Annotated in this window: 16 protein-coding genes; 13 read left to right on the plus strand and 3 right to left on the minus strand. The window is 50.4% G+C overall.

What is annotated here, in order from left to right; genetic code table 11:
• Positions 1-114: 114 nt before the first annotated feature.
• The 7 genes from bioB (at position 115) to ACN0R1_RS02540 (ending at position 5951) form a co-directional block, all read left to right on the plus strand.
• Positions 115-1173 (plus strand): biotin synthase BioB, encoded by a 1059-nt coding sequence (gene bioB, locus ACN0R1_RS02510; protein ID WP_417579599.1) that lies wholly within the window; start codon positions 115-117, stop codon positions 1171-1173.
• Positions 1173-2345: an 8-amino-7-oxononanoate synthase gene (gene bioF, locus ACN0R1_RS02515; RefSeq protein WP_417579958.1), complete on the plus strand. Its 1173-nt coding sequence runs from the start codon at positions 1173-1175 to the stop codon at positions 2343-2345. The genes bioB and bioF overlap by 1 nt, the downstream gene beginning before the upstream one ends.
• Positions 2332-3093 carry an alpha/beta fold hydrolase gene (locus ACN0R1_RS02520; protein WP_417579601.1) on the plus strand — a complete coding sequence of 254 codons (762 nt, stop codon included), beginning with the start codon at positions 2332-2334 and terminating at the stop codon, positions 3091-3093. Before bioF ends, ACN0R1_RS02520 begins: the two co-directional genes overlap by 14 nt.
• Positions 3087-3890 (plus strand): malonyl-ACP O-methyltransferase BioC, encoded by an 804-nt coding sequence (gene bioC / locus ACN0R1_RS02525; RefSeq protein WP_417579603.1) that lies wholly within the window; start codon positions 3087-3089, stop codon positions 3888-3890. Before ACN0R1_RS02520 ends, bioC begins: the two co-directional genes overlap by 7 nt.
• A gap of 11 nt (positions 3891-3901) precedes the next feature.
• Complete coding sequence (bioD, locus tag ACN0R1_RS02530) at positions 3902-4585, plus strand: dethiobiotin synthase (RefSeq protein ID WP_417579605.1); 684 nt, start codon at positions 3902-3904, stop codon at positions 4583-4585.
• A gap of 104 nt (positions 4586-4689) precedes the next feature.
• Positions 4690-4941: a hypothetical protein gene (locus tag ACN0R1_RS02535; protein WP_417579607.1), complete on the plus strand. Its 252-nt coding sequence runs from the start codon at positions 4690-4692 to the stop codon at positions 4939-4941.
• 53 nt (positions 4942-4994) lie between these two features.
• On the plus strand, positions 4995-5951 hold the full coding sequence (locus tag ACN0R1_RS02540; RefSeq protein WP_417579609.1) for a putative metalloprotease CJM1_0395 family protein: 957 nt from the start codon (positions 4995-4997) through the stop codon (positions 5949-5951).
• Here ACN0R1_RS02540 and ACN0R1_RS02545 read toward each other — a convergent pair.
• The gene (locus tag ACN0R1_RS02545; RefSeq protein WP_417579611.1) at positions 5948-6712 is read right to left on the minus strand and encodes an alpha/beta fold hydrolase; all 765 of its coding nucleotides are present in this window, start codon (positions 6710-6712) and stop codon (positions 5948-5950) included. The two genes, ACN0R1_RS02540 and ACN0R1_RS02545, sit on opposite strands and share 4 nt — an antisense overlap.
• Positions 6709-8061, minus strand: a complete 1353-nt coding sequence (gene xseA / locus ACN0R1_RS02550; RefSeq protein WP_417579613.1) for an exodeoxyribonuclease VII large subunit — start codon at positions 8059-8061, stop codon at positions 6709-6711. The genes ACN0R1_RS02545 and xseA overlap by 4 nt, the downstream gene beginning before the upstream one ends.
• Before the next feature lie 139 nt (positions 8062-8200).
• Between xseA and guaB the strand changes: the two genes are divergently transcribed.
• From guaB to ACN0R1_RS02575, 5 genes are all read left to right on the plus strand, one after another.
• A complete protein-coding gene (gene guaB / locus ACN0R1_RS02555) occupies positions 8201-9670 on the plus strand; it encodes an IMP dehydrogenase (protein ID WP_417579615.1) in 1470 nt (489 codons plus the stop codon).
• Between the two features lie 108 nt (positions 9671-9778).
• On the plus strand, positions 9779-11359 hold the full coding sequence (gene guaA / locus ACN0R1_RS02560; RefSeq protein WP_417579617.1) for a glutamine-hydrolyzing GMP synthase: 1581 nt from the start codon (positions 9779-9781) through the stop codon (positions 11357-11359).
• Between the two features lie 298 nt (positions 11360-11657).
• Positions 11658-12860 carry a DNA cytosine methyltransferase gene (locus ACN0R1_RS02565; protein WP_417579619.1) on the plus strand — a complete coding sequence of 401 codons (1203 nt, stop codon included), beginning with the start codon at positions 11658-11660 and terminating at the stop codon, positions 12858-12860.
• Positions 12857-15826 (plus strand): ATP-binding protein, encoded by a 2970-nt coding sequence (locus ACN0R1_RS02570; protein WP_417579621.1) that lies wholly within the window; start codon positions 12857-12859, stop codon positions 15824-15826. The genes ACN0R1_RS02565 and ACN0R1_RS02570 overlap by 4 nt, the downstream gene beginning before the upstream one ends.
• The gene (locus tag ACN0R1_RS02575) at positions 15819-17711 is read left to right on the plus strand and encodes a response regulator receiver domain (RefSeq protein ID WP_417579623.1); all 1893 of its coding nucleotides are present in this window, start codon (positions 15819-15821) and stop codon (positions 17709-17711) included. Before ACN0R1_RS02570 ends, ACN0R1_RS02575 begins: the two co-directional genes overlap by 8 nt.
• A gap of 148 nt (positions 17712-17859) precedes the next feature.
• Here ACN0R1_RS02575 and ACN0R1_RS02580 read toward each other — a convergent pair whose 3' ends face one another.
• Entirely contained in the window at positions 17860-18753 is an 894-nt protein-coding gene (locus ACN0R1_RS02580; protein WP_417579625.1) for an NAD(+)--dinitrogen-reductase ADP-D-ribosyltransferase, read from the minus strand.
• Positions 18754-18815: 62 nt separating this feature from the next.
• Between ACN0R1_RS02580 and ACN0R1_RS02585 the strand changes: the two genes are divergently transcribed.
• Positions 18816-19736, plus strand: coding sequence for an ADP-ribosylglycohydrolase family protein (locus ACN0R1_RS02585; RefSeq protein WP_417579627.1), 921 nt, complete (start codon positions 18816-18818; stop codon positions 19734-19736).
• Positions 19737-19920: the final 184 nt, after the last annotated feature.

Below are 19920 nucleotides of genomic sequence, written 5' to 3' on the forward strand. Positions count from 1 at the left end.
GTTGACAAGTCCTTGTGTCAATTTACTATCATTGCCCATTATCAGAGCTTTCCTGGCTCTTCGTTTACTGGCTTCAGGCCAGACTACTGTAAAACATTTATGTAGGGTGATGCTATGACCACCGGGGTTTCCGTTCGACATAACTGGCAGCATGCCGAAATCAGTGCGCTGTTTGATCTGCCTTTTACCGAGCTTATGTACCGAGCTCAGACGGTGCATCGTAAGTTTTTTGATCCCAACGCCGTGCAAATCAGTACCTTATTGTCGATCAAAACCGGCGCCTGCCCGGAAGACTGCAAATATTGCCCTCAAAGTATCCATCATAACGCTGAACTGGAAACAGAAAAACTGATGCAGGTACGAGCCGTACTTGCAGAAGCTCAGGCCGCTAAAACACAGGGCGCCAGCCGTTTCTGCATGGGTGCCGCCTGGAAGCACCTGCGTGCCAAGGATATGCCCTACGTACTGGAGATGATCCAGGGGGTTAAAGCGCTGGGGCTGGAAACCTGTATGACATTGGGCATGCTCAAAGCGGAGCAGGCACAGGCCTTGTCGGCCGCGGGTCTGGATTATTACAACCACAATCTGGATACCTCTGAGGCGTTTTACGGCAACATCATCACCACCCGGAGTTATCAGGATCGACTGGATACGCTGGGGCATGTTCGGGCCGCCGGGATGAAAGTTTGTTGTGGCGGTATTCTGGGGCTGGGTGAATCGCGGACGGATCGAGTCAGTCTGTTACAAACCCTTGCATGCTTTCCTGAACACCCGGAATCTGTGCCGGTGAATCGGCTGGTGAGAGTCGAAGGTACCCCGTTGGAAGATGCGCCGGAACTGGATGCCTTTGAGTTTATCCGTACCCTGGCGGTTGCCCGGATTCTGATGCCAGCATCACATCTGCGGTTATCGGCTGGCCGCACCGAAATGAATGAGCAGATGCAGGCCTTGTGCTTTATGGCCGGTGCTAATTCGATTTTTTACGGTGATCGCCTGCTGACAACAGAGAACCCACAGGCTGAGGCCGATAAAGCACTGTTTGCCAAGTTAGGCCTGTATCCGGAAGCTGTGGAGATGGCGTCGGATGATGACTGTGAGACGGCACTGATGCAGCGGATCGCCACCGAACAGGATAAAGCCTTTTTCTACAATGCGGCTGAGTCGGCTCAGTGATGGACAGTCTGCTCAAACCGGCACTGGAGGAGCGCCGCCAACAGCAGCTCTATCGTCAGCGCCAGGTTATACACTCAGCGCAGCAGCCAGAAAGGATGCTGGGTAATCAGTCGGTGTTGAGTTTCTGCAGCAATGATTACCTCGGGTTAGCCGCTGATCCCCGGGTGGCAGAGGCTATGATCGAAGGCACCCAGCGTTATGGTGTCGGCAGTGGCGCATCCCATCTGACCGCGGGCCATACGGATGCACATCATCAACTGGAGCTGGAGCTGGCGGCTTTCACCGGGCGTGAACGGGCGTTGTTATTCAGTTCCGGTTATATGGCCAATCTCGGCGTCATGACGGCCCTGGCTGGGCGGCGCGATGCGGTATTCCATGATCGGCTTAACCATGCCTCATTGCTGGATGGTGCCTTGCTGAGTGGTGCCCGTTTTCGCCGTTATCCGCATCTGGACACAGGCTCGCTGGAGCGCATGTTACAGACTAGTCAGTCACAACGTCGGCTGGTTGTCACCGATGGGGTGTTCAGTATGGATGGTGATCAGGCTGACCTGGTGGCTTTGTCAGCCTTGTGTCAGTCGCATCAGGCCTGGTTGGTGGTCGATGATGCGCATGGCTTTGGTGTGTTGGGTGCACAGGGTGGTGGCAGTGCTGCTGTCAGTGGGCTGGCGCCTGAAGAACTACCAGTTTTAGTGGGTACGCTAGGTAAAGCCTTTGGTACAGCTGGCGCTTTTGTCGCCGGTTCGGAGGCACTGATTGAAACCCTGATTCAGTTTTCCCGGAGCTACATTTACACCACAGGACTGCCGCCGGCTGTGGCCGAAGCGACCCGTACCAGTCTTGCACTGGTACAGGCAGAAGACTGGCGTCGCCAGCACCTGCAGCAGTTGATCCAGCACTTTCGTCAGTCATGTGCCGCCGCCGGGATGTGTTTACTACCCTCTGATACACCGATTCAGCCGCTGATGATCGGCTGTGCAGGCAAGGCGATACGCATTAGTGAGCAGTTACTGTCACAGGGATTGTTAGTTACTGCTATCCGCCCACCCACGGTACCAGCAGGCAGCGCCCGTTTGCGTGTGACCCTGACCGCAACACACACGATTGGGCAGGTGGATAGGCTGGTGCAAGGGTTGAAGCAGGTGATGGAGTCGGATAATGCTGCAGATTGAATGCCTGAATAGCAAAGGGCGGGACTTAGTATTAGTACCGGGTTGGGGCAGCAGTGCCGATATTTTTGATCCGCTGTTGGATGCGCTCATGGCTGAATTTCGGGTGCACCGTGTGGTCTTTGATCACTCTGATTGGCGTAAAACCTCACCTGCTGCGCTCAATTACACCCTAATTCAATGCCTGAGACGCCAGGCACCGCAGCGGGCGCTATGGATGGGATGGTCGCTGGGCGGCTTGCTGGCAACACAGCTGGCTGCTCAGGCACCTGAGCATGTCATAGGTTTGATCACTGTGGCATTCAACCCCTGTTTTGTGCAGCGTGATGATTGGCACTGTGCCATGCCACAGGCTCAGTTTAGTCGTTTTCAGACAGACTTTTCTTCCAACCCCGAAGCGACCCTGCAACGCTTTCATGCATTGCAGGTATTGGGTGCTACGGACAAACGCCATCTGCTTGATTTGCTGCACAGATCTTGTAGTCCTCTATCGACGGCTTATCTGAGTGATTTACTGACGCTGTTGCTTGAAGATGTTCGTCCAGCTTTGGCTCAACTTCAGTTGCCTGTTCTGCATTTGCTGGGTAAATCGGATGCATTGGTGCCAGCATCCCCCTTGGTTGAGCTGCTGCCGTTACTGAGTAGTGATGCCAGCGTGCATTGCTATCCCGGGGCATCGCACCTGCCGTTTATTTCAGCGGCTGACAGAGTAATAACGGATGTGTTGAGCTGGGAGGCGGGTCTATGCTGACACTGGTTACCGCCAATCAAGCCTATAAGCAGGATATAGCCTCTCGCTTTAGTCGGGCCGCGACGACCTATGACACCGTGGCTGATCTACAGCGAGAAGTCGCCGATACGCTGTTGTCCGATTTGCCGATACAAACGCTCGAACGCGTTGTCGATCTGGGGTGCGGTACTGGCTACGGTCTGCCGTCTTTACGTAAACGCTATCCTTCCAGCCAATTACTGGCGCTGGATATTGCCCAGGGAATGCTGCAGCAGGTGAAGTCAGTTCATGCTGAGATGGACCTGGTGCCCTTGTGTGCGGATGCTGAGGCCTTACCCCTGGCAGATGCGCAGGTTGATCTGATCTGGAGCAGTCTGGCGGTGCAATGGTGCAGTGACTACAAACGCTTGTTTGCTGAGTGCTGTCGGGTGTTAAAGCCTGGTGGGCGCCTGATGTTGGCAACCTTGGGACCAAAAAGTCTGTGTGAGATGAGAGCGGCCTGGCAAAGCGTCGATCAACTGCCCCATGTGAACCGCTTTGTGGCGCTGGAGCCGTTGTTGGCCCTGCAACCGCCAGGTTTGCAGTTACTCAAGTCGCAGACGGCCTTTTATACACTGACCTATCCAGACTTGCGGGCGGTGATGAAAGCGTTGAAAATGCTGGGTGCGTCCGCTGTAGAAGGACGGCAATCTCTCGCTGGATTGGGTGGTCGTGACCGACTGCAACAACTGACGCGTGCGTATGATCATTTTCGTCAGCAAGACGGTTGTTTACCCGTCAGCTATGAAGTCTATTACCTGCAGTGGTGCAAGGAATAATTAAGGGGTCAGTGTTGAAACAGGCGTATTTTATAACGGGTACGGATACTGATGTTGGCAAAACCTTGGTGACCACCGCGTTGCTATATCAGGCAGGCCAGCAGCAACTGCAGACCATCGGATTGAAGCCCCTGGCTGCCGGGTGTGAGCAGACTTCAGAGGGGCTGCGCAATGCCGATGCCTTGTTACTGCAACGCTATGCCAGTATCTCATTGAGCTATGATCAGATAAACCCGGTGGCACTGGAAGCTGCTGTGGCTCCGCATATTGCGGCAGCTGGACGCCAGCTCAGCGCCGATAGGCTAGCGGCTTATTGTCGTGGTGCCTTGATGCAGAAAGCGGATCTGGTCTTGGTTGAAGGTGCGGGAGGCTGGCGTGTGCCGCTGAACCCGCGCGAAAATTTGTCTGCGTTAGTAAAACTGCTCGAATTGCCGGTTATTCTGGTGGTCGGAATGAAACTGGGTTGTCTGAATCATGCATTGCTAACGGTCGAAGCGATTGCTCGAGATGGTGTGCAACTGGCGGGTTGGGTTGCCTGTCAGACTGATGCGGATATGCATTGTGTTAATGAGAATCTGGCAAGTTTGCAGCAGCGTATTCGGGCACCGCTACTGGGGTTTATCCCTTGGCTCGAACAGCCGGACCCTGCTACTGCATCAGGCTATCTGGATCTGTCGCTACTCCTGCCAAAGTAAAAAACCAAGCAGTAAGATTGAACAAATTATGTACAGGTTGGTCTTAGGTGCTATACTGCTAATGCAGTTGAAAAACTGTTTTAACCCAAGACGACAGGTGATTTATGAATATTAATGGTATTGCTGCGCAAACCAGTGGTCTTATGAATGTTAACCGTGGACTGGATAACTCAGCACGTGCGGCTGGTGATGTGCAAGGCAGCGGTGCTCCTGATCGTCCTGAACTTGCTTCTGGGCGGGGAGAAGATCAGGCTGTGAGTCAGGCCGCAGTCAATCAGAATGAAGCCACAGCATCCACTCAAGTAGTCCGAGAAGCGGATGAAGCGCTGGGTTCATTGATTGATACCCGTGCATAACTGAGAATGGCTCCAGTCAGGGGTTATTTTTGCTATAACGTGAGGGCTATTGCATGCAAGTCAATGGCTTTTCCAATTCACATATCACGCCGGGGCTAAATACTTACAGCGCCGTATCGCGTGAACGGATTGTGCTGGCTGAAACTTCAACTGCTACCGCATCGGTTGCCGTAGCCGAATCTACGGCACAGTCAGATTCCGGTCGCCGTGTAGCGGCAGGCACATCTACCTCATCCACTGAAAATCGTCAGCAACAGGAAGCAGAGCAGGCGGTTGTAAGTGAGTTGGCCGCGCGTGATCGTGAAGTGCGACAGCATGAAATGGCGCACCAGACGGCAGGTGGTCAATATACCGGTGGGGCGACTTATACTTTTGAACGCGGCCCTGATGGTGTGATGTATGCCGTAGGGGGTGAAGTCAGTATTGATACCTCATCTGTACCCGGTGATCCTGAAGCAACCTTGCAAAAAGCACAGGCAATAGAACGCGCAGCTATGGCACCGGCTGAGCCGTCCGCACAGGATCAGCGCGTTGCTTCCGCTGCCCGGGCTATGGCAGCGGAGGCGCGTGCCGAGCTGCTGCGCGAACAGTCGAATGCGATCCAAAATGAGGAAGAGTCCTTGGATGGGTTGCCAGAGACCGAGGAGCAAGCGTTGCGCGAGTTAGCTGATGCTGACGATGCGACTGCCACGATTTTTACACAGCAAGAGTCTGTCGTTGCAACGGCTGCCGATGAAGCGGCTGAAAGGGAAAGGGCGGCTGAAGATGATAACGCCGCTAATCGCCGGGCTGAGTTGATCGACGAATTCGAAGCCCAGCAGGTTCGCCGTGAAGACGTTGTGGAAGAGCAGCGTGAACGTAGAGAACGTGCCGCTGAGTCCTTGCGCGAGTTTGCTCGCGATCTCGCTGAAATACAGGATAAACTGCGTGAGCTGAATAAGCGTCTGCTCGAGACCGGTGCCTTGCAAAAGCTCAATGCGCCAGGAAACCTTCTGGATCAGCAGATTTAATCTGCCAGAAAAAACTCCATCACCAAACGAGAAAATATTGCTGGCTTTTCCGCATGTGGCCAGTGTCCTGCATCCGCAATCACCTTCACATCTGCCTCTGGAAACAACTGCTTAACTTGCTGGCTATATTCCGGCTGCAGGTAGTGTGACTGTCCACCTTTGATAAACCGAACCTGTCCCCTGAATGGCGATCCTTCAGGGGCCGCAGCGATAGCATCGTAGTTATTTTTTAAGGCATTTAAGTTCATCCGCCAGGTGAAAGCCTTATCCTGATTACGGTAAAGATTTTTCAGCAGAAAAGCGCGTATTGCCGGGTTGTCGATATGTTGTTTCAGCTGCGTATCCGCATCGCCGCGTGAGTGCAATTGCTCAAGTTCGACACTGAACAGCCCGCTGAATACCTCATCATGGTCATGTGCATAGCTGACCGGCGCAATATCGACCACCATCAATTTATTGAGTCGCTCAGGCTGGTGCATCGCCAGTTGCATCGCTACCTTGCCACCCATGGAATGGCCGATCATATCCACCCGATCAAGTCCGAGATCATCCAGCAGTTCAATCACATCGGCCGCCATTAACGGGTAGCTCATATCGGCACTGTGTGGAGAGCGACCATGGTTACGCAGGTCAACGGCTATCACGTCAAAATGCTCGGTGAGTACCTTGACCTGGGCACCCCAGTTTTCCAGAGTGCCAAATAATCCATGCAGGATAACCAGGGGGTTGCCCTGTCCGCTGCGCTGAAAATGCAGTTTCATAGTGAGTGACTCTCAGAGGGTTTGTGTTCGATAACCCGACAGATAATATCACCGTCCTGCAAGCGTGCTGTGATCAGATCCTCAGGTTTTACCTGATTGCAGTGACGAATGATTTGTTCATCCTGGTCCAATAGCAGACTGAAACCACGCTCCAATGTAGCCAGTGGACTGACCGCATTTAGCCGTAAGGCTGCTTGTTTAAGCTGGGTCTGTTGAGCTACCAGAGAGCGGTGCATGCGTAACACCAGGTGTTGCTGCAACTGCTGCAGCTGCTGTTGCCATTCCGGCAATTGTTGAGCCGGATTACGGCGTAGCAAACGTCGTGAATAGCCATTCAAACGCTGCTCTTCTTGCTGCAGACGACTGCTGAGTTGTTTGCTTAGCTGCATCTCCAGTCGGTCCAATCGCTGGTACTGGTCCTGTAATCGTTCACCTGGATGTCTAAGGCGCTTGCGGTAGTTCTGCAGTTGCAGCTTCGATTGCTGCAGGGCTCGGCTCAAATGCCATTGCAGTGTAGCGGCGGTTTGTTGCAGGCGCTGGCGCAACAGCGTCTGGTCCGGACTGAGGATTTCCGCTGCGGCTGATGGCGTGGGGGCACGGTAGTCAGCCACCAGATCACTGATAGTGGTATCGGTTTCATGGCCCACAGCCGATACGACCGGGATGTTCGATGCCACAATGGCTTCGGCAACACGCACTTCATTGAAGGGCCAGAGGTCTTCCAGTGAACCGCCGCCACGCCCGATAATCAATACATCGCACTCGCCATGCCGGTTAGCCAGCGCCAATGCGCTAACCAGTTGATCAGCAGCTTCGACTCCCTGCACTGCGGCCGGATAGAGGTTAACCGGCAAGCCAGGGAAGCGTCGATTCAGCACATGCAAAATATCATGAATAGCGGCGCCAGACGCCGAGGTGATCACGCCGATACACCTCGGGTGAGCCGGTAGTGGTTTTTTGCGTTCCTCGGCAAACAGACCGCGGGCACTGAGTTCTAACTTGAGTGCTTCAAAGGCTTTTTGTAACTGACCCTCACCTCCAGGCATCATCTGTTCACAAATCAGCTGAAAATCACCGCGTCCTTCATACAAACTGACCTTGGCGGTGACAATCACCTGATCGCCTTCCTTAGGACGAAAACCGATCAATTGCGAACGATTTTTGAACATGGCGCAGCGCACCTGAGCCTGGCTATCCTTGAGGGTAAAGTACCAGTGCCCGGAGGCTGGTCGGGCAAAATTGCTTAATTCACCCTCCACACGAATGATGGAAAAGCTGTGCTCCAGTAAACGACGCGCTTCGCGGTTTAACTGACTGACGGATAAGGCGGTGTTGGATTGACTATTCATGTCGCTATAGTAGTGTCTCCGGGGTATGGAGTAAAACTCTGGATTAAGCGCGGTTGATATGAGTGTTCAGATTGAGACAAGGCTGGCTTTGGTGTAAAATGACGTGCTTAATTTTCCAAGATAAACAGGCTGGCTGATCATGTTGCGAATCGTTGAAGAAGCGCTCACTTTTGATGATGTACTACTGATTCCGGGGTACTCTGAAGTACTGCCAAAAGACGTTTCACTTAAAACCCGCCTGACGAAAGAAATCGTGCTGAATGTACCCCTGGTTTCAGCCGCAATGGATACTGTCACGGAAGCGCGTCTGGCGATTGCCATGGCTCAGGAAGGTGGCATAGGTATTATTCACAAAAACCTGACGCCGGAACAACAGGCTGAAGAAGTGCGTCGGGTTAAGAAATATGAATCCGGTGTGGTTTCTGAACCGGTTACCTGTACACCTGATACTACCGTAGGTGAAGTGCGTAACCTGGCTCAGCGCCACGGTTTTTCTGGTTTCCCGGTACTTGAAGGCGATGAGTTGGTGGGTATAGTCACCAGCCGTGACGTGCGCTTTGAAAGTGATATGGATGCGCGTGTTTCCAGTATCATGACCACCAAAGAGCATCTGGTGACAGCGAAAGAAGGTGATGACCCTAAGGCTATTCGTGAATTATTGCGCGAACATCGCATTGAAAAAATCCTGCTGGTGGATGATAACTTCCACATGACCGGCATGATGACAGTTAAGGATATGAATAAAGCCCAGGCTTTCCCGAATGCGGCGAAAGACAGTAAGGCTCGGTTGATTGTTGGCGCAGCTGTAGGAACAGGCCCAGAAACACCTGCACGAGTTGAAGCGCTGGTTAATGCCGGCGTTGATGTGATTGTTGTGGATACTGCACATGGGCACTCCAAAGGTGTGATCGATCGCGTGGCCTGGATCAAACAGAATTTCCCACAGGTGCAGGTGATTGGCGGCAACATTGCTACGGCTGATGCGGCTGTGGCCCTGGCCAAGGCCGGTGCAGACGGCGTTAAAGTGGGCATAGGCCCCGGCTCTATCTGTACCACCCGTATCGTTGCCGGTATCGGCGTGCCGCAGATCAGTGCCGTAGCTAATGTAGCTGAAGCGTTGAAAGACTATGGCGTTCCCCTGATTGCCGATGGTGGTATACGTTTCTCCGGTGATTTGGCCAAGGCGATTGCCGCCGGTGCGGCAGCTGTTATGGTTGGCTCCATGCTGGCGGGTACCGATGAAGCACCCGGCGAAGTGGAGTTATTCCAGGGTCGGGCATTCAAGTCTTACCGTGGCATGGGCTCTTTGGGCGCTATGTCTGGCCTGACCGGTTCTTCAGATCGTTATTTTCAGGATGCTAAAGCCGGTGTTGAAAAGCTGGTGCCGGAAGGTATTGAAGGTCGTGTGCCCTGTAAAGGACCGATGCATAATGTGGTGCATCAGTTGATGGGTGGCTTGCGTGCCTCCATGGGCTATACCGGTTGTGCGACAGTAGAAGAGATGCGTACCAAGCCCTCTTTTGTGCGCATAACCAGTGCCGGTATTACTGAAAGCCATGTGCATGATGTCAGTATTACCAAAGAAGCACCGAATTACCGCGTCAGTTAAGCCTAGTTAAACGTATTGATCAGTGGGGCGATTGCCGCCCCATTTTTCGTTTTACAGAGGTCTGATTTTTGCACTGTCCCATCAGACCATTTGCCGGAGTGAGCAAAGATGAGTAAAGATATTCACGCGCAACGAATTCTGATTCTGGATTTCGGTTCCCAGTATACGCAGCTGATTGCGCGCCGTGTCAGGGAAATCGGTGTTTACAGTGAAATCCACCCTTGGGATATGACACCAGAAGCGATTCGTGACTTTGCTCCCAAAGGTATTATTCTGGCAGGTGGCCCTGAGTCAGTAACTGAGCTGGATTCACCACGTGCACCCGCTGAAGTGTTTGAAATGGGAATTCCGCTGCTGGGTATTTGCTACGGCATGCAGACGATGGCTGAACAGTTAGGCGGTAAGGTCAGTTGTTCTGAAAAGCGCGAGTTTGGTTATGCCCGCGTCAAACTGGCCGATAGCCCCAGCCGTCTTCTCGAAGGTATTGAAGATCATATTGGCAATAACGGTGCGCTATCGCTGGATGTGTGGATGAGTCATGGCGATAAGGTGACTGAGATCCCAGAGGGTTTCCATGTCATCGCGTCTACGGAATCCGCTCCGATTGCCGCTATGTGTGATCCGCAGCGTGATTTCTATGCCGTGCAGTTCCATCCAGAAGTGACACACACCAAGCAAGGTATGCGTATCCTGGAGCGTTTTGTGCGTGAGATCTCCGGTGCGGAAGCGCTGTGGACAGCACAGAATATTATTGACGATCTGATCAGCAAGGTGCGTGATCAGGTTGGCGATAACAAGGTATTGCTGGGCTTATCCGGTGGTGTCGATTCATCGGTCGTAGCGGCGCTGTTGCATCAGGCAATCGGTGACCGACTCACCTGTGTGTTTGTCGATAACGGTTTGCTGCGTAAGCAAGAAGGCAATCAGGTGATGGAGATGTTTGCCCGCAATATGGGGGTGAATGTAATTCGTGTGGATGCCGAAGAGCGTTTCCTCGGACGTTTGGCCGGTCAGGCCGACCCTGAAGCCAAGCGTAAAATTATCGGTAACACCTTTATTGAAGTGTTTGATGAAGAAGCGCAGACACTGACCGAGTGCCGCTTTTTAGCACAGGGCACCATCTATCCGGATGTGATTGAATCCGCCGCCTCCAAAACCGGCAAGGCACACGTGATCAAATCGCACCATAACGTCGGCGGCCTGCCAGACGATATGAATCTGGAATTGGTTGAACCACTGCGTGAGTTGTTCAAAGATGAAGTACGCAAGATAGGCCTGGAACTGGGTCTGCCGTACGATATGGTTTACCGCCATCCTTTCCCCGGCCCTGGCCTGGGTGTGCGTATCCTCGGTGAAGTGAAAAAAGAATACGCCGATATCCTGCGTGAAGCCGATGCTATTTTCATTGAAGAGCTGCACAAAGCCGACTGGTATCATAAAACCAGCCAGGCCTTTGCCGTCTTCCTGCCAGTCAAATCAGTCGGTGTCGTCGGTGACGGACGCCGTTATGAATACGTCATCGCCCTGCGTGCCGTGGAAACCATCGACTTCATGACCGCCCGTTGGGCACACCTGCCGTATGACTTCCTGGAAACCGTGTCTGGACGGATTATCAATGAAATCGCGCAGGTTTCGCGCGTGACCTATGATGTGTCCAGCAAGCCACCGGCTACTATTGAGTGGGAGTGATCACACGCTAGGTAGTAGTTAGGGGAGCACTGACTAGAAGTAAATCAGATATAAGACCGCAAAATTATTGGCTTTCTGTTATTCATATAGAACCCTGTAGCAATCAGGCTAGATGTTTGCCTGCTTTGGAACAAAAAGCTGGAGCAGGCTGGCTTTATTGATATCAGACTTTATTGTAGCTGGATCACCTGTTAGACTTTTGATGCGCACAAAATAAGGGTGACATAGCACAGTTTATAATGCAGAACGGTCACGTGGGTGTAGCTATTTGTATTATGCCCCTGTTGTTGTGTTAGAAATGTTTACCAAATGGACTTATCGACAAGCTAAACATAGTTGGGCGCTCAAAACTCGAATGGACAAAAAAAAATGTAAAGTCAGGCCTGTTGTTGTCGATTTATTTGCGGGAGCTGGTGGTTTTTCCCTTGCTGCTGTCCAAGCAGGCTGTTCAATCGCCCTCGCTATCGAAAATGACCCTTATGCAGTCAAAACGTATAAGACAAATTTGCTTCAGTATGATGCTGCGAAAAATGCACAGGTCCTAGATAAAAGTATTTTGGAGTATGTGCCAGAGGCAGTGCATGCTGAAATCCTTGGGGGCATGGAGTGCGATCTACTTTTAGGTGGACCTCCTTGCCAGGGCTTCTCTACGCATCGAATATTGGATGCGGGTGTCAATGATCCTCGAAATCAGTTAGTTCTTGCATATTTCCGTTTTGTAAAAGCACTTCGTCCACGCGTTTTTCTGATGGAGAATGTTCCCGGTATACTCTGGCCTAGGCACAAAAAATTTCTTGAAAAGTTTTATGAGGAAGGGGTTAAAGCTGGGTACCAGCTTTTTAAGCCAGTAGTATTAGATGCTCGAGATTTTGGTGTGCCACAACGCAGGAAGCGGGTTTTTGTCTTAGGGGTTAGGGATCACAGGGACATACAGGGTTTTATGTGGCCACCAGCAGCAACTCACGTGGCACCGGGAAAGGCGCAGGCAGGGCAAAAAAAATGGATCTCGTGTGCAAATGTTTTTAAGCCCGCAGTAGTGGGCGACGAAAATGATATCCATATGAACCATGGCGCTGAATTAGTAGATGCATTTCGTAACACGCCACCAAATGGCGGAAGCAGGAAGGATTCAGGCCGAATCCTGCCGTGCCACAAAAAACATGATGGGCACAAAGATGTATATGGTCGTATCAACCCGGCCGAGCCTGCGCCAACGATGACCACTGCATGCATTAATCCATCCAAAGGCCGCTTCGTGCATCCAACAGAGCATCATGGTATTACATTGCGTCAAGCGGCAAGAATTCAGACTTTTCCAGATAATTTCACTTTTATAGGGGGGCTTACTGCCGCTGGTAGACAAATCGGCAATGCTGTTCCGGTTGAACTTGGTAAATACTTGATTCAATATATTAAAACCAGTTTGATTGATGAAAAATTTGAACAGGAGCAGGTTGCCGTGACTACAAGAGCTGAAGAACGTGAAGTTGAAACAGTATGATTGAGACACTCGCTTTTCGGACCCAAGCTCGCACGATTGATCATTTGGGGCGTGAACAAATTGCTGACTGTCCTACAGCAATTTCGGAACTTTGGAAAAATGCCTACGATGCATATGCACGAAATGTAAGTCTTCACATTTTCGATGATACAGAGCCAGTAGCTGCTGTTTTCGATGATGGGCATGGTATGAGCTATGATGAGTTCATCACACGGTGGCTCGTTGTAGGTACAGACTCAAAATATGATAAAAGTATCTCAGATGAGGATGATCGCGACAGTTTACCAAGGCGGACTAAGCAAGGCCAAAAAGGAATCGGTCGACTGTCATCAGCAAATCTTGGACCCCTTCTGCTGATTGTAAGTAAAAGAAAAAATCAGAATTTTGTCGCAGCACTGATTGATTGGCGTATCTTCGAAAACCCCTATCTGGTTTTGTCAGATATTGAAGTCCCTGTAACCCAGTTCACTGTTAAGTCTGAACTCTTTAAGCTGCTGCCTCAATTGTTTGATCGTTTGATGGACAATATTTGGGGTAACCCTTCAGATGAAAAACGTGGAAACCGGCTAAAACTTGCATGGGAAACATATGATAGAGTGACGCTAGAAGGTGATCCGGAAGCAACAAAACCATCTGAGTTTATAGCTAACACAATCATTAATGCACGATTCGAAGAACGCTACTTCGATCCTTGGTTGGTTTGGAGCGGGAAGCGAGGGCATGGCACCGCTCTACTTGTTTCTGACATCAACTATGATCTCCGGGCTCAACTACCCTCAATTGAACCGGATTCTAACGTTAAGAGCATTCGAGAGGCTTTTTTTGGTACTCTTTCAGCATTTACCGATCCCTATGTTGGAACAGATGCTAGCGAGTTTAATGCATTCGACCCTGAGTTTGCTTACGAAGTGAAGGTGTGGTCTAGCGCAGTTGCTTCGGCTATTGTGGAGGATGAGCGGGAAGTCATAAACCGCGAAACTACAGAAGAAATGGAGCATGTTCTTTCTGGGAATATAGATGCAGATGGCGTGTTCCGAGGGCAGGTTAAGGCTTTTGGTGAGTGGAGGCGACAAGGTTCGGATTATGAAATATATCCGCCAAAAGATCTCACGATTCCGAAAGGGCCTACCACGTTTGTTGGGCCTTTTAGCATCCATGTGTCAACTTATGAGCGTGATAGGCAAAATTCAACTTTGTCAGATATTGATTTTAAGAGGTTCAATGATCTTGCTATTCAGCATGGGGGGTTCTTGCTTTTTCGTAATGGATTGCGCGTTTTACCCTATGGCCGTGTAGATAATGATTTTTTCAATATCGAAACAAATCGAAGTATCAATGCCGGACGTGAATATTGGAATGCCAGGCGTATGTTTGGCCGTGTGGCAATATCTAGGGAGATGAACCCAAACTTGCGTGACAAAGCAGGACGCGAGGGCTTTATAGACAATCGTGCAGCCAAAGTACTACGCGCGATTGTCATGAATATTCTCAAACGTGCAGCCTACGAATATTTTGGAAGTAACTCAGACCTGCGGAATAAACTTCTCCCCGATATCCAAGCACAGAATGAAAAAGATAAAGCCGAAAGTCAACGCAAAGAGCTTGCTAAAAAGAACGCTAAGAGCTTTCGTGCACGGCTAAAAAAGAATATGCCGCTTATGGTTAGCATGTTCGATGGCACAGAAAATATTGTCTATGACACGAATATAGACGACGAGCAGGGTCTGAATGACATTCAAGAGTTAATTGGTGAGTTGAGCAACCGCTTAGCTGATTTGCGGATTGTCGGTGCACCAGCAAAACTCGGTTCAGTTGAGGATGATTATCGCGTATTCCGATCCATGTATGCCAATGTGCAGGAGCGCATCCGCGCCCTGGAAGAAAAACGAGCAATAGCTATTGAAAAAATCAGCCCTTCAAAGCCTGAAGACTTTGCTCAGAAGCAGCTCAATAGCCATGCCAGTCGGTTACAAGCTCGTTTGAAGGCTTGGCGTAAGTCCATTGATGCCTTGCAAGGTTCTGAGAGAGAAAGGGTTGCCGCACTGTTCGATGAGCGCAATAAAGCGTTTCATTATGAAGCGATGCCATTAGTCGATCAGGTTCGTTTGGGGCGGCTCGGTCTTGAGAAAGCTTTGGAGCAAATGAAAGCCATTCATGCCAAGCTTGATTCGGAAAACGAGGATACTTTCCAAGCCTACCTAGGCGCTCTGGAAATAATGAGCGAGAACATCAATATTGAGCTAATTGCACGGCAAGGGACAGCGGAAAACATCACACTGCGTGACGATCTTAATCGTCTTAATCAGGTTGCGCAGCTTGGCATAACTGTCGAAATCTTAGGTCACGAGCTAAATACCAATGAGCGGATGATCAGAGAAGGTATTAGGCAAATTCGGCAGGCTGGAGATGTTCCCGGAGCTAACTTGGTCGTGGAAGGGTTTGAGGCCCTTAGTCAACAGCTTGAGTTCCTTTCCCCGCTGAAGGTTTCGGGGAGCCGCTCACGCCGTGAAATCACCGGAAAAGAAATTGAGAGCTATCTCAGAGGATTTTTCGATGCTGTCTCTCGCAATCGATCCATTAAAATACACGCTTCCGACGCATTTCGCGCGTTTTCAATCTATGATCAGCCATCTCGTTTGTATCCGGTCTTTGTAAACTTGGTAAACAATAGTGTCTACTGGTTGGTGAACTCTCATACGCCTGAGCCAGAAGTTTATCTCTCAGTTGAAGATGGCAAGATCATTGTATCTGACAATGGTCCAGGTATTAATCCGGTAGATCAAGAAAACCTCTTTAAAATGTTTTTTACGCGTAAGTCTAGCGGAGGGAGAGGCATTGGGTTGTACCTCTGTAGAGTGAATTTAATGGCAGGTGGTCATTCGATTGAATATTCCACAGAACGTAAATTTAGGTGCTTGGATGGTGCTAATTTCGTGATTGATTTCAAAGGAGCTGACTTTGGCTGAGGCAAATACTTTTGCAGATTTGGTCCGTGAGGCATTTATAGCACCTCTTCGCTCTGTGTTGATTGTTGATGATCAATATCCAACATGGGAAGAAATTTTTAATGCAAAAATTACGGGAGAACAGCATTCTGAAGAAATTGAGACCAGCTCTACTAAGAAAAGATGGCATGATTCTGCGACTGCTGACGAGATCCTGCGGTTGATCAAAAAGTTTCGCAGTCAAAAACCAGGTTTCATTATTGATATTCATGATGGGGTTTCAAAAAGTACAACAGTGCAAATAACTGGCAGTGAAACTCCCAATGAACTGGCAGACCACCTGCATCAATCAGATTTGTTGATTCTGGACTACAATCTGGAAGGCCCTGAAGCCGGAACAGGTGGTGACATTGCTCGAGAAATTCTATCTTCGGTCTTGGATAATCAACATTTTAATTTGGTTGTAGTTCATACGAGCGAAGACCTCGACAGAGCTATGCAGGAGTGTCTACGCGCTCTAATGAAAAGCTGTGCTTCTCAGTATGATAAGGAAATTGTTGAAAAGATTGAGGAACTGGATACATTTATTACTGAAAAAGAAGATGCGGGTGATTTTGATCGCAAGCATGTTGAGGAATGTCTTGACATGGCGACTTATATTCAAACGCGAGACCCTGATGGCGTCTTGATGAGCGCTTTAGGTGAGTTTATGCAGGGCCAGGGGGCTTTTGCTAATTTATATACATGGGCAGACAAGTTAGAGTTAAAAAAACAACAAAAGAGAGTGTTTTTTTACTGGGCTATACGCGCCTTTGAAACGCGGTATCTGAATGATTTTACAGAAACTCCTCCTAGAGGCTTGTCATGGCACATTTCTGATACAAGTAAATGGCTTCGTACATCTCGCGGGTTTGTGTGTTTCGTAAAAAAAGGCCCTGAAAATCTTTTGGCTGAGCTTGAAAATGCTCTTGTTGACTGGAGACCAACACCGTCTCGCCTGCTTTCGGCAAAGTATAGAGATGAAATTAGTAGAATGGGAGTGGAGGTTGAAGATACGTCTTTGAGACGGCGGCACGCATTTGCTAAGTTCTACGAGACAATTCGGAAACCGTGCATGGATGGTCTTCCTCCAGAGCAGACTGCACTTCATCGAAAATACAAATTAAAAGATCATGTTTCCCGTCAATCTGAAATGCTTTCGTTTTTAGTAGAGGATAATGTCGCCGATTTCGGTCAGAAAATTTATGAAGCTGACGCAGCGGAAGGGTTTAACTTTAAAGATCATTATAGAGTTAACTTGGAGGATGCTGATGAAAATCAAATAGCTATTAGCCAATATAACCGCTATGTTTGCTGCCTACCCTTGAAAGAAGATACTTCGGGAAATGTGAGTTCTGAACAATTGGATAGCGGGCATATTTTTAAACTTGATGAAGCCTGGTGGGTTTGCGCTACACCTGCCTGTGATTTGCAGCCAGGGCAAAGAACGATCGCTTTTAAAAAGGGGAATGACCCAACTCTGCGGCCCTTCACAGCTATTAGACTTCATCCAGTCACAAAACTCAACGACTTAACCGAAAACCATATCAACAGCGGATCTTATTGCTATATTGAATATAAGGGGAAAATATTAGTGCTTGGCGTTAAGCCTCCAAAAGAAGACTCCACAAGCCCTGCGATTCAGAAGGTTGATTGGTGTGCATTTGTTGCTCAAAAGGGTGGGGTGATCAAAGATGGGAAGCTTTCTTTGTTGGAGATACAGCTCGAATATGATCGCCTGAGAATTAAGAACAACCACAAAGAGGCTGAGGTCATCGCAAAGTTAAGATATGAATACGCACTCAACTATATTCAGCGAGTAGGAGTTAGCGTCAGCCGTATCGGCCTTGAATATGTGTCAGCATGAACCACTGAGGACGAATACGAGGCTCTATTAAATTGAATGAGGTGTCTCATCACATCTGATCTCGTTCCTACCATTGTCTCTGTCTGAGTTTTGCCAGGCTGTTTTTTGATGCATTCCACCTTGCTGCAGCAGTTGTTGGTGATCTCTTTCACCACCAGCCCAGCTGAACCTCATACACCCCGCCTATGACCAGATGCTCCTGCTCCCCCTGTAAAATACCGGGTAGCAGACCAGGAAAGTAGAGGAGTTTTGGGCCGGGCACCAGGGTGTCCAGAATGGCATCGCCGAAGGCACTGGCGGTGTCTCGGTCACCGCTAAACGAGTTGAGATTGTTCAGTACCAGCTGATAATGACCGGCTTCATGTTGGTTCAGTAGTTCGTGGGCTTCGATACGATTAATTCCTCGATAAAGCCGCCAGTGTTGCTGCTCTGGAAAACGCCGCCCCAGCTCGTACTGGCAGAAGCTGTAAAGCAGATCCAGTTGTGCCTCCAGGGCATTGGCGTTGTACAGTCCTCGTGAAACATCGGCCAGATAGGCGGCATAACAGGGGCTGTTGATGTCCTTGAGTGATCCCCGATGGTTACGCGGCAAGAGCCCGAAGCGTGACTCGACCCAGTGTTTCAGTACCGCCGCCTCCATACCATCGGCATTAAACATCCAGCCACGCAAAAGTCTCAGATAATCGGCCTTGTGGCGTTTCAGGCGTTGGCGCTGTGGATTCGCACCTGCACTATCCAGGTGATCCAGCAAAAAAGCGCAACACATGTACTGGCGAAAGTGCAGCGCACGCACGGTGGGTTCTGCCAAGGCATTCAGCGTGGTAAAAAGCTGCCGGTGCAAGGCATGCACGCCATCAATGAACAAGGGGGTCGGTTGTTGTTGAAAAGCCAGACTGCCGAGAATCACTGGCGGCAGATTGCAACGATTGATAGAGCGTCGCGCCCATACTGGCAGGGTTGCCTCACCACTGGTTGATTGTGCCAGCTCGAGGGCTGAGGGTGCGGAAAAATGGTGATTGCGATAGGTCAAGATGGGTGTCACTCTATTATCTATCTTCCCGGACAGTATAAAGGGTTTTACAACAATCAGCAGGAGAAAAACCGATGCCTGACCGACAGCAACGCTATCGCGGCTCTCTGCTGGGGTTGGCGGTTGGAGATGCGCTTGGCACCACGCTCGAGTTTCGTCAACGCGGCAGTTTTGATCCCATCACCGATATGGTGGGTGGCGGGCCGTTTTTGCTCAAACCCGGCCAGTGGACGGATGATACCTCCATGGCGCTGTGCCTGGCTCACTCACTTCTGGACTGCCAGGGGTTTGATGCCGAAGATCAGATGCGCCGTTACTGTGATTGGCGCTCCAATGGTTACATGAGCAGTAATGGCCGCTGTTTTGATATCGGTGCCACTGTCTCTGAGGCCATCAGTTGTTATCGGCGCACGGGCAACCCGCTGGCAGGTTCCCGTGATCCTTTCTCGGCGGGCAATGGCTCGCTGATGCGCCTGGCACCGGTGGTGATGTACTTCAGCCCCGATGCCGAACAAGCCCTGCACTTTGCTGGCGAAAGCTCCCGCACCACGCACGGTGCAAAAGAGTGTATCGATGCTTGTCGTTATTTTGCGGCCCTGCTGCACCAGGCCTACGCAGGCACCAGCGAAGATCGTGAAGCCCTGCTGAGTTGCGCAGGGTATCAGCCAGAAACAGCCAGGGTTCAGGCGATTCAACAAGGGCATTACCGGCATAAAAGCCGAGACGAAATTAAAGGCAGTGGTTACGTCATCGACTGCCTCGAAGCTGCTCTCTGGTGTTTCTATCACACCGAGAGTTTCAGTGATGCGGTGCTGGCGGCGGCCAACCTGGGCGATGATGCTGATACCACGGCTGCTGTCTGCGGACAGCTTGCCGGTGCCTGGTACGGACTGGACGGCATTCCCACACACTGGCAAGAACGCGTAGTGATGGGCAAGGAGATTCTTGAACTGGCTGATCGGTTAAAAGAATCTTCCGGGGGTGGTAAAACTTGACCTGTCGGTTTATTAACCAGCAGCACACCCTCCACATTCCTACCCACCCATCCCTGCTGTAACTACAACAAGCAGGCGATAACAATCCAAGCCAATCCCTCGTTTTATCGAACAAGCGTACAAATACCATCCTATGGGTTCGCTATCGCACAGTCTAATGAGGTGTAGGGAGCTAGCTTTATTA

Origin of the sequence: Nitrincola sp. (assembly GCF_048264025.1) — a bacterium.
GTDB lineage: Bacteria > Pseudomonadota > Gammaproteobacteria > Pseudomonadales > Balneatricaceae > Nitrincola.

Excerpts from the sequence above, each read along its gene's own strand:
- bioB (WP_417579599.1), top strand. The coding sequence starts at position 115 with ATGACCACCGGGGTTTCCGTTCGACATAACTGGCAGCATGCCGAAATC.
- bioF (WP_417579958.1), top strand. The coding sequence starts at position 1,173 with ATGGACAGTCTGCTCAAACCGGCACTGGAGGAGCGCCGCCAACAGCAG.
- ACN0R1_RS02520 (WP_417579601.1), top strand. The coding sequence starts at position 2,332 with ATGCTGCAGATTGAATGCCTGAATAGCAAAGGGCGGGACTTAGTATTA.
- bioC (WP_417579603.1), top strand. The coding sequence starts at position 3,087 with ATGCTGACACTGGTTACCGCCAATCAAGCCTATAAGCAGGATATAGCC.
- ACN0R1_RS02535 (WP_417579607.1), top strand. The coding sequence starts at position 4,690 with ATGAATATTAATGGTATTGCTGCGCAAACCAGTGGTCTTATGAATGTT.
- ACN0R1_RS02540 (WP_417579609.1), top strand. The coding sequence starts at position 4,995 with ATGCAAGTCAATGGCTTTTCCAATTCACATATCACGCCGGGGCTAAAT.
- ACN0R1_RS02545 (WP_417579611.1), bottom strand. The coding sequence starts at position 6,712 with ATGAAACTGCATTTTCAGCGCAGCGGACAGGGCAACCCCCTGGTTATC.
- xseA (WP_417579613.1), bottom strand. The coding sequence starts at position 8,061 with ATGAATAGTCAATCCAACACCGCCTTATCCGTCAGTCAGTTAAACCGC.
- guaB (WP_417579615.1), top strand. The coding sequence starts at position 8,201 with ATGTTGCGAATCGTTGAAGAAGCGCTCACTTTTGATGATGTACTACTG.
- guaA (WP_417579617.1), top strand. The coding sequence starts at position 9,779 with ATGAGTAAAGATATTCACGCGCAACGAATTCTGATTCTGGATTTCGGT.
- ACN0R1_RS02565 (WP_417579619.1), top strand. The coding sequence starts at position 11,658 with ATGTTTACCAAATGGACTTATCGACAAGCTAAACATAGTTGGGCGCTC.
- ACN0R1_RS02570 (WP_417579621.1), top strand. The coding sequence starts at position 12,857 with ATGATTGAGACACTCGCTTTTCGGACCCAAGCTCGCACGATTGATCAT.
- ACN0R1_RS02585 (WP_417579627.1), top strand. The coding sequence starts at position 18,816 with ATGCCTGACCGACAGCAACGCTATCGCGGCTCTCTGCTGGGGTTGGCG.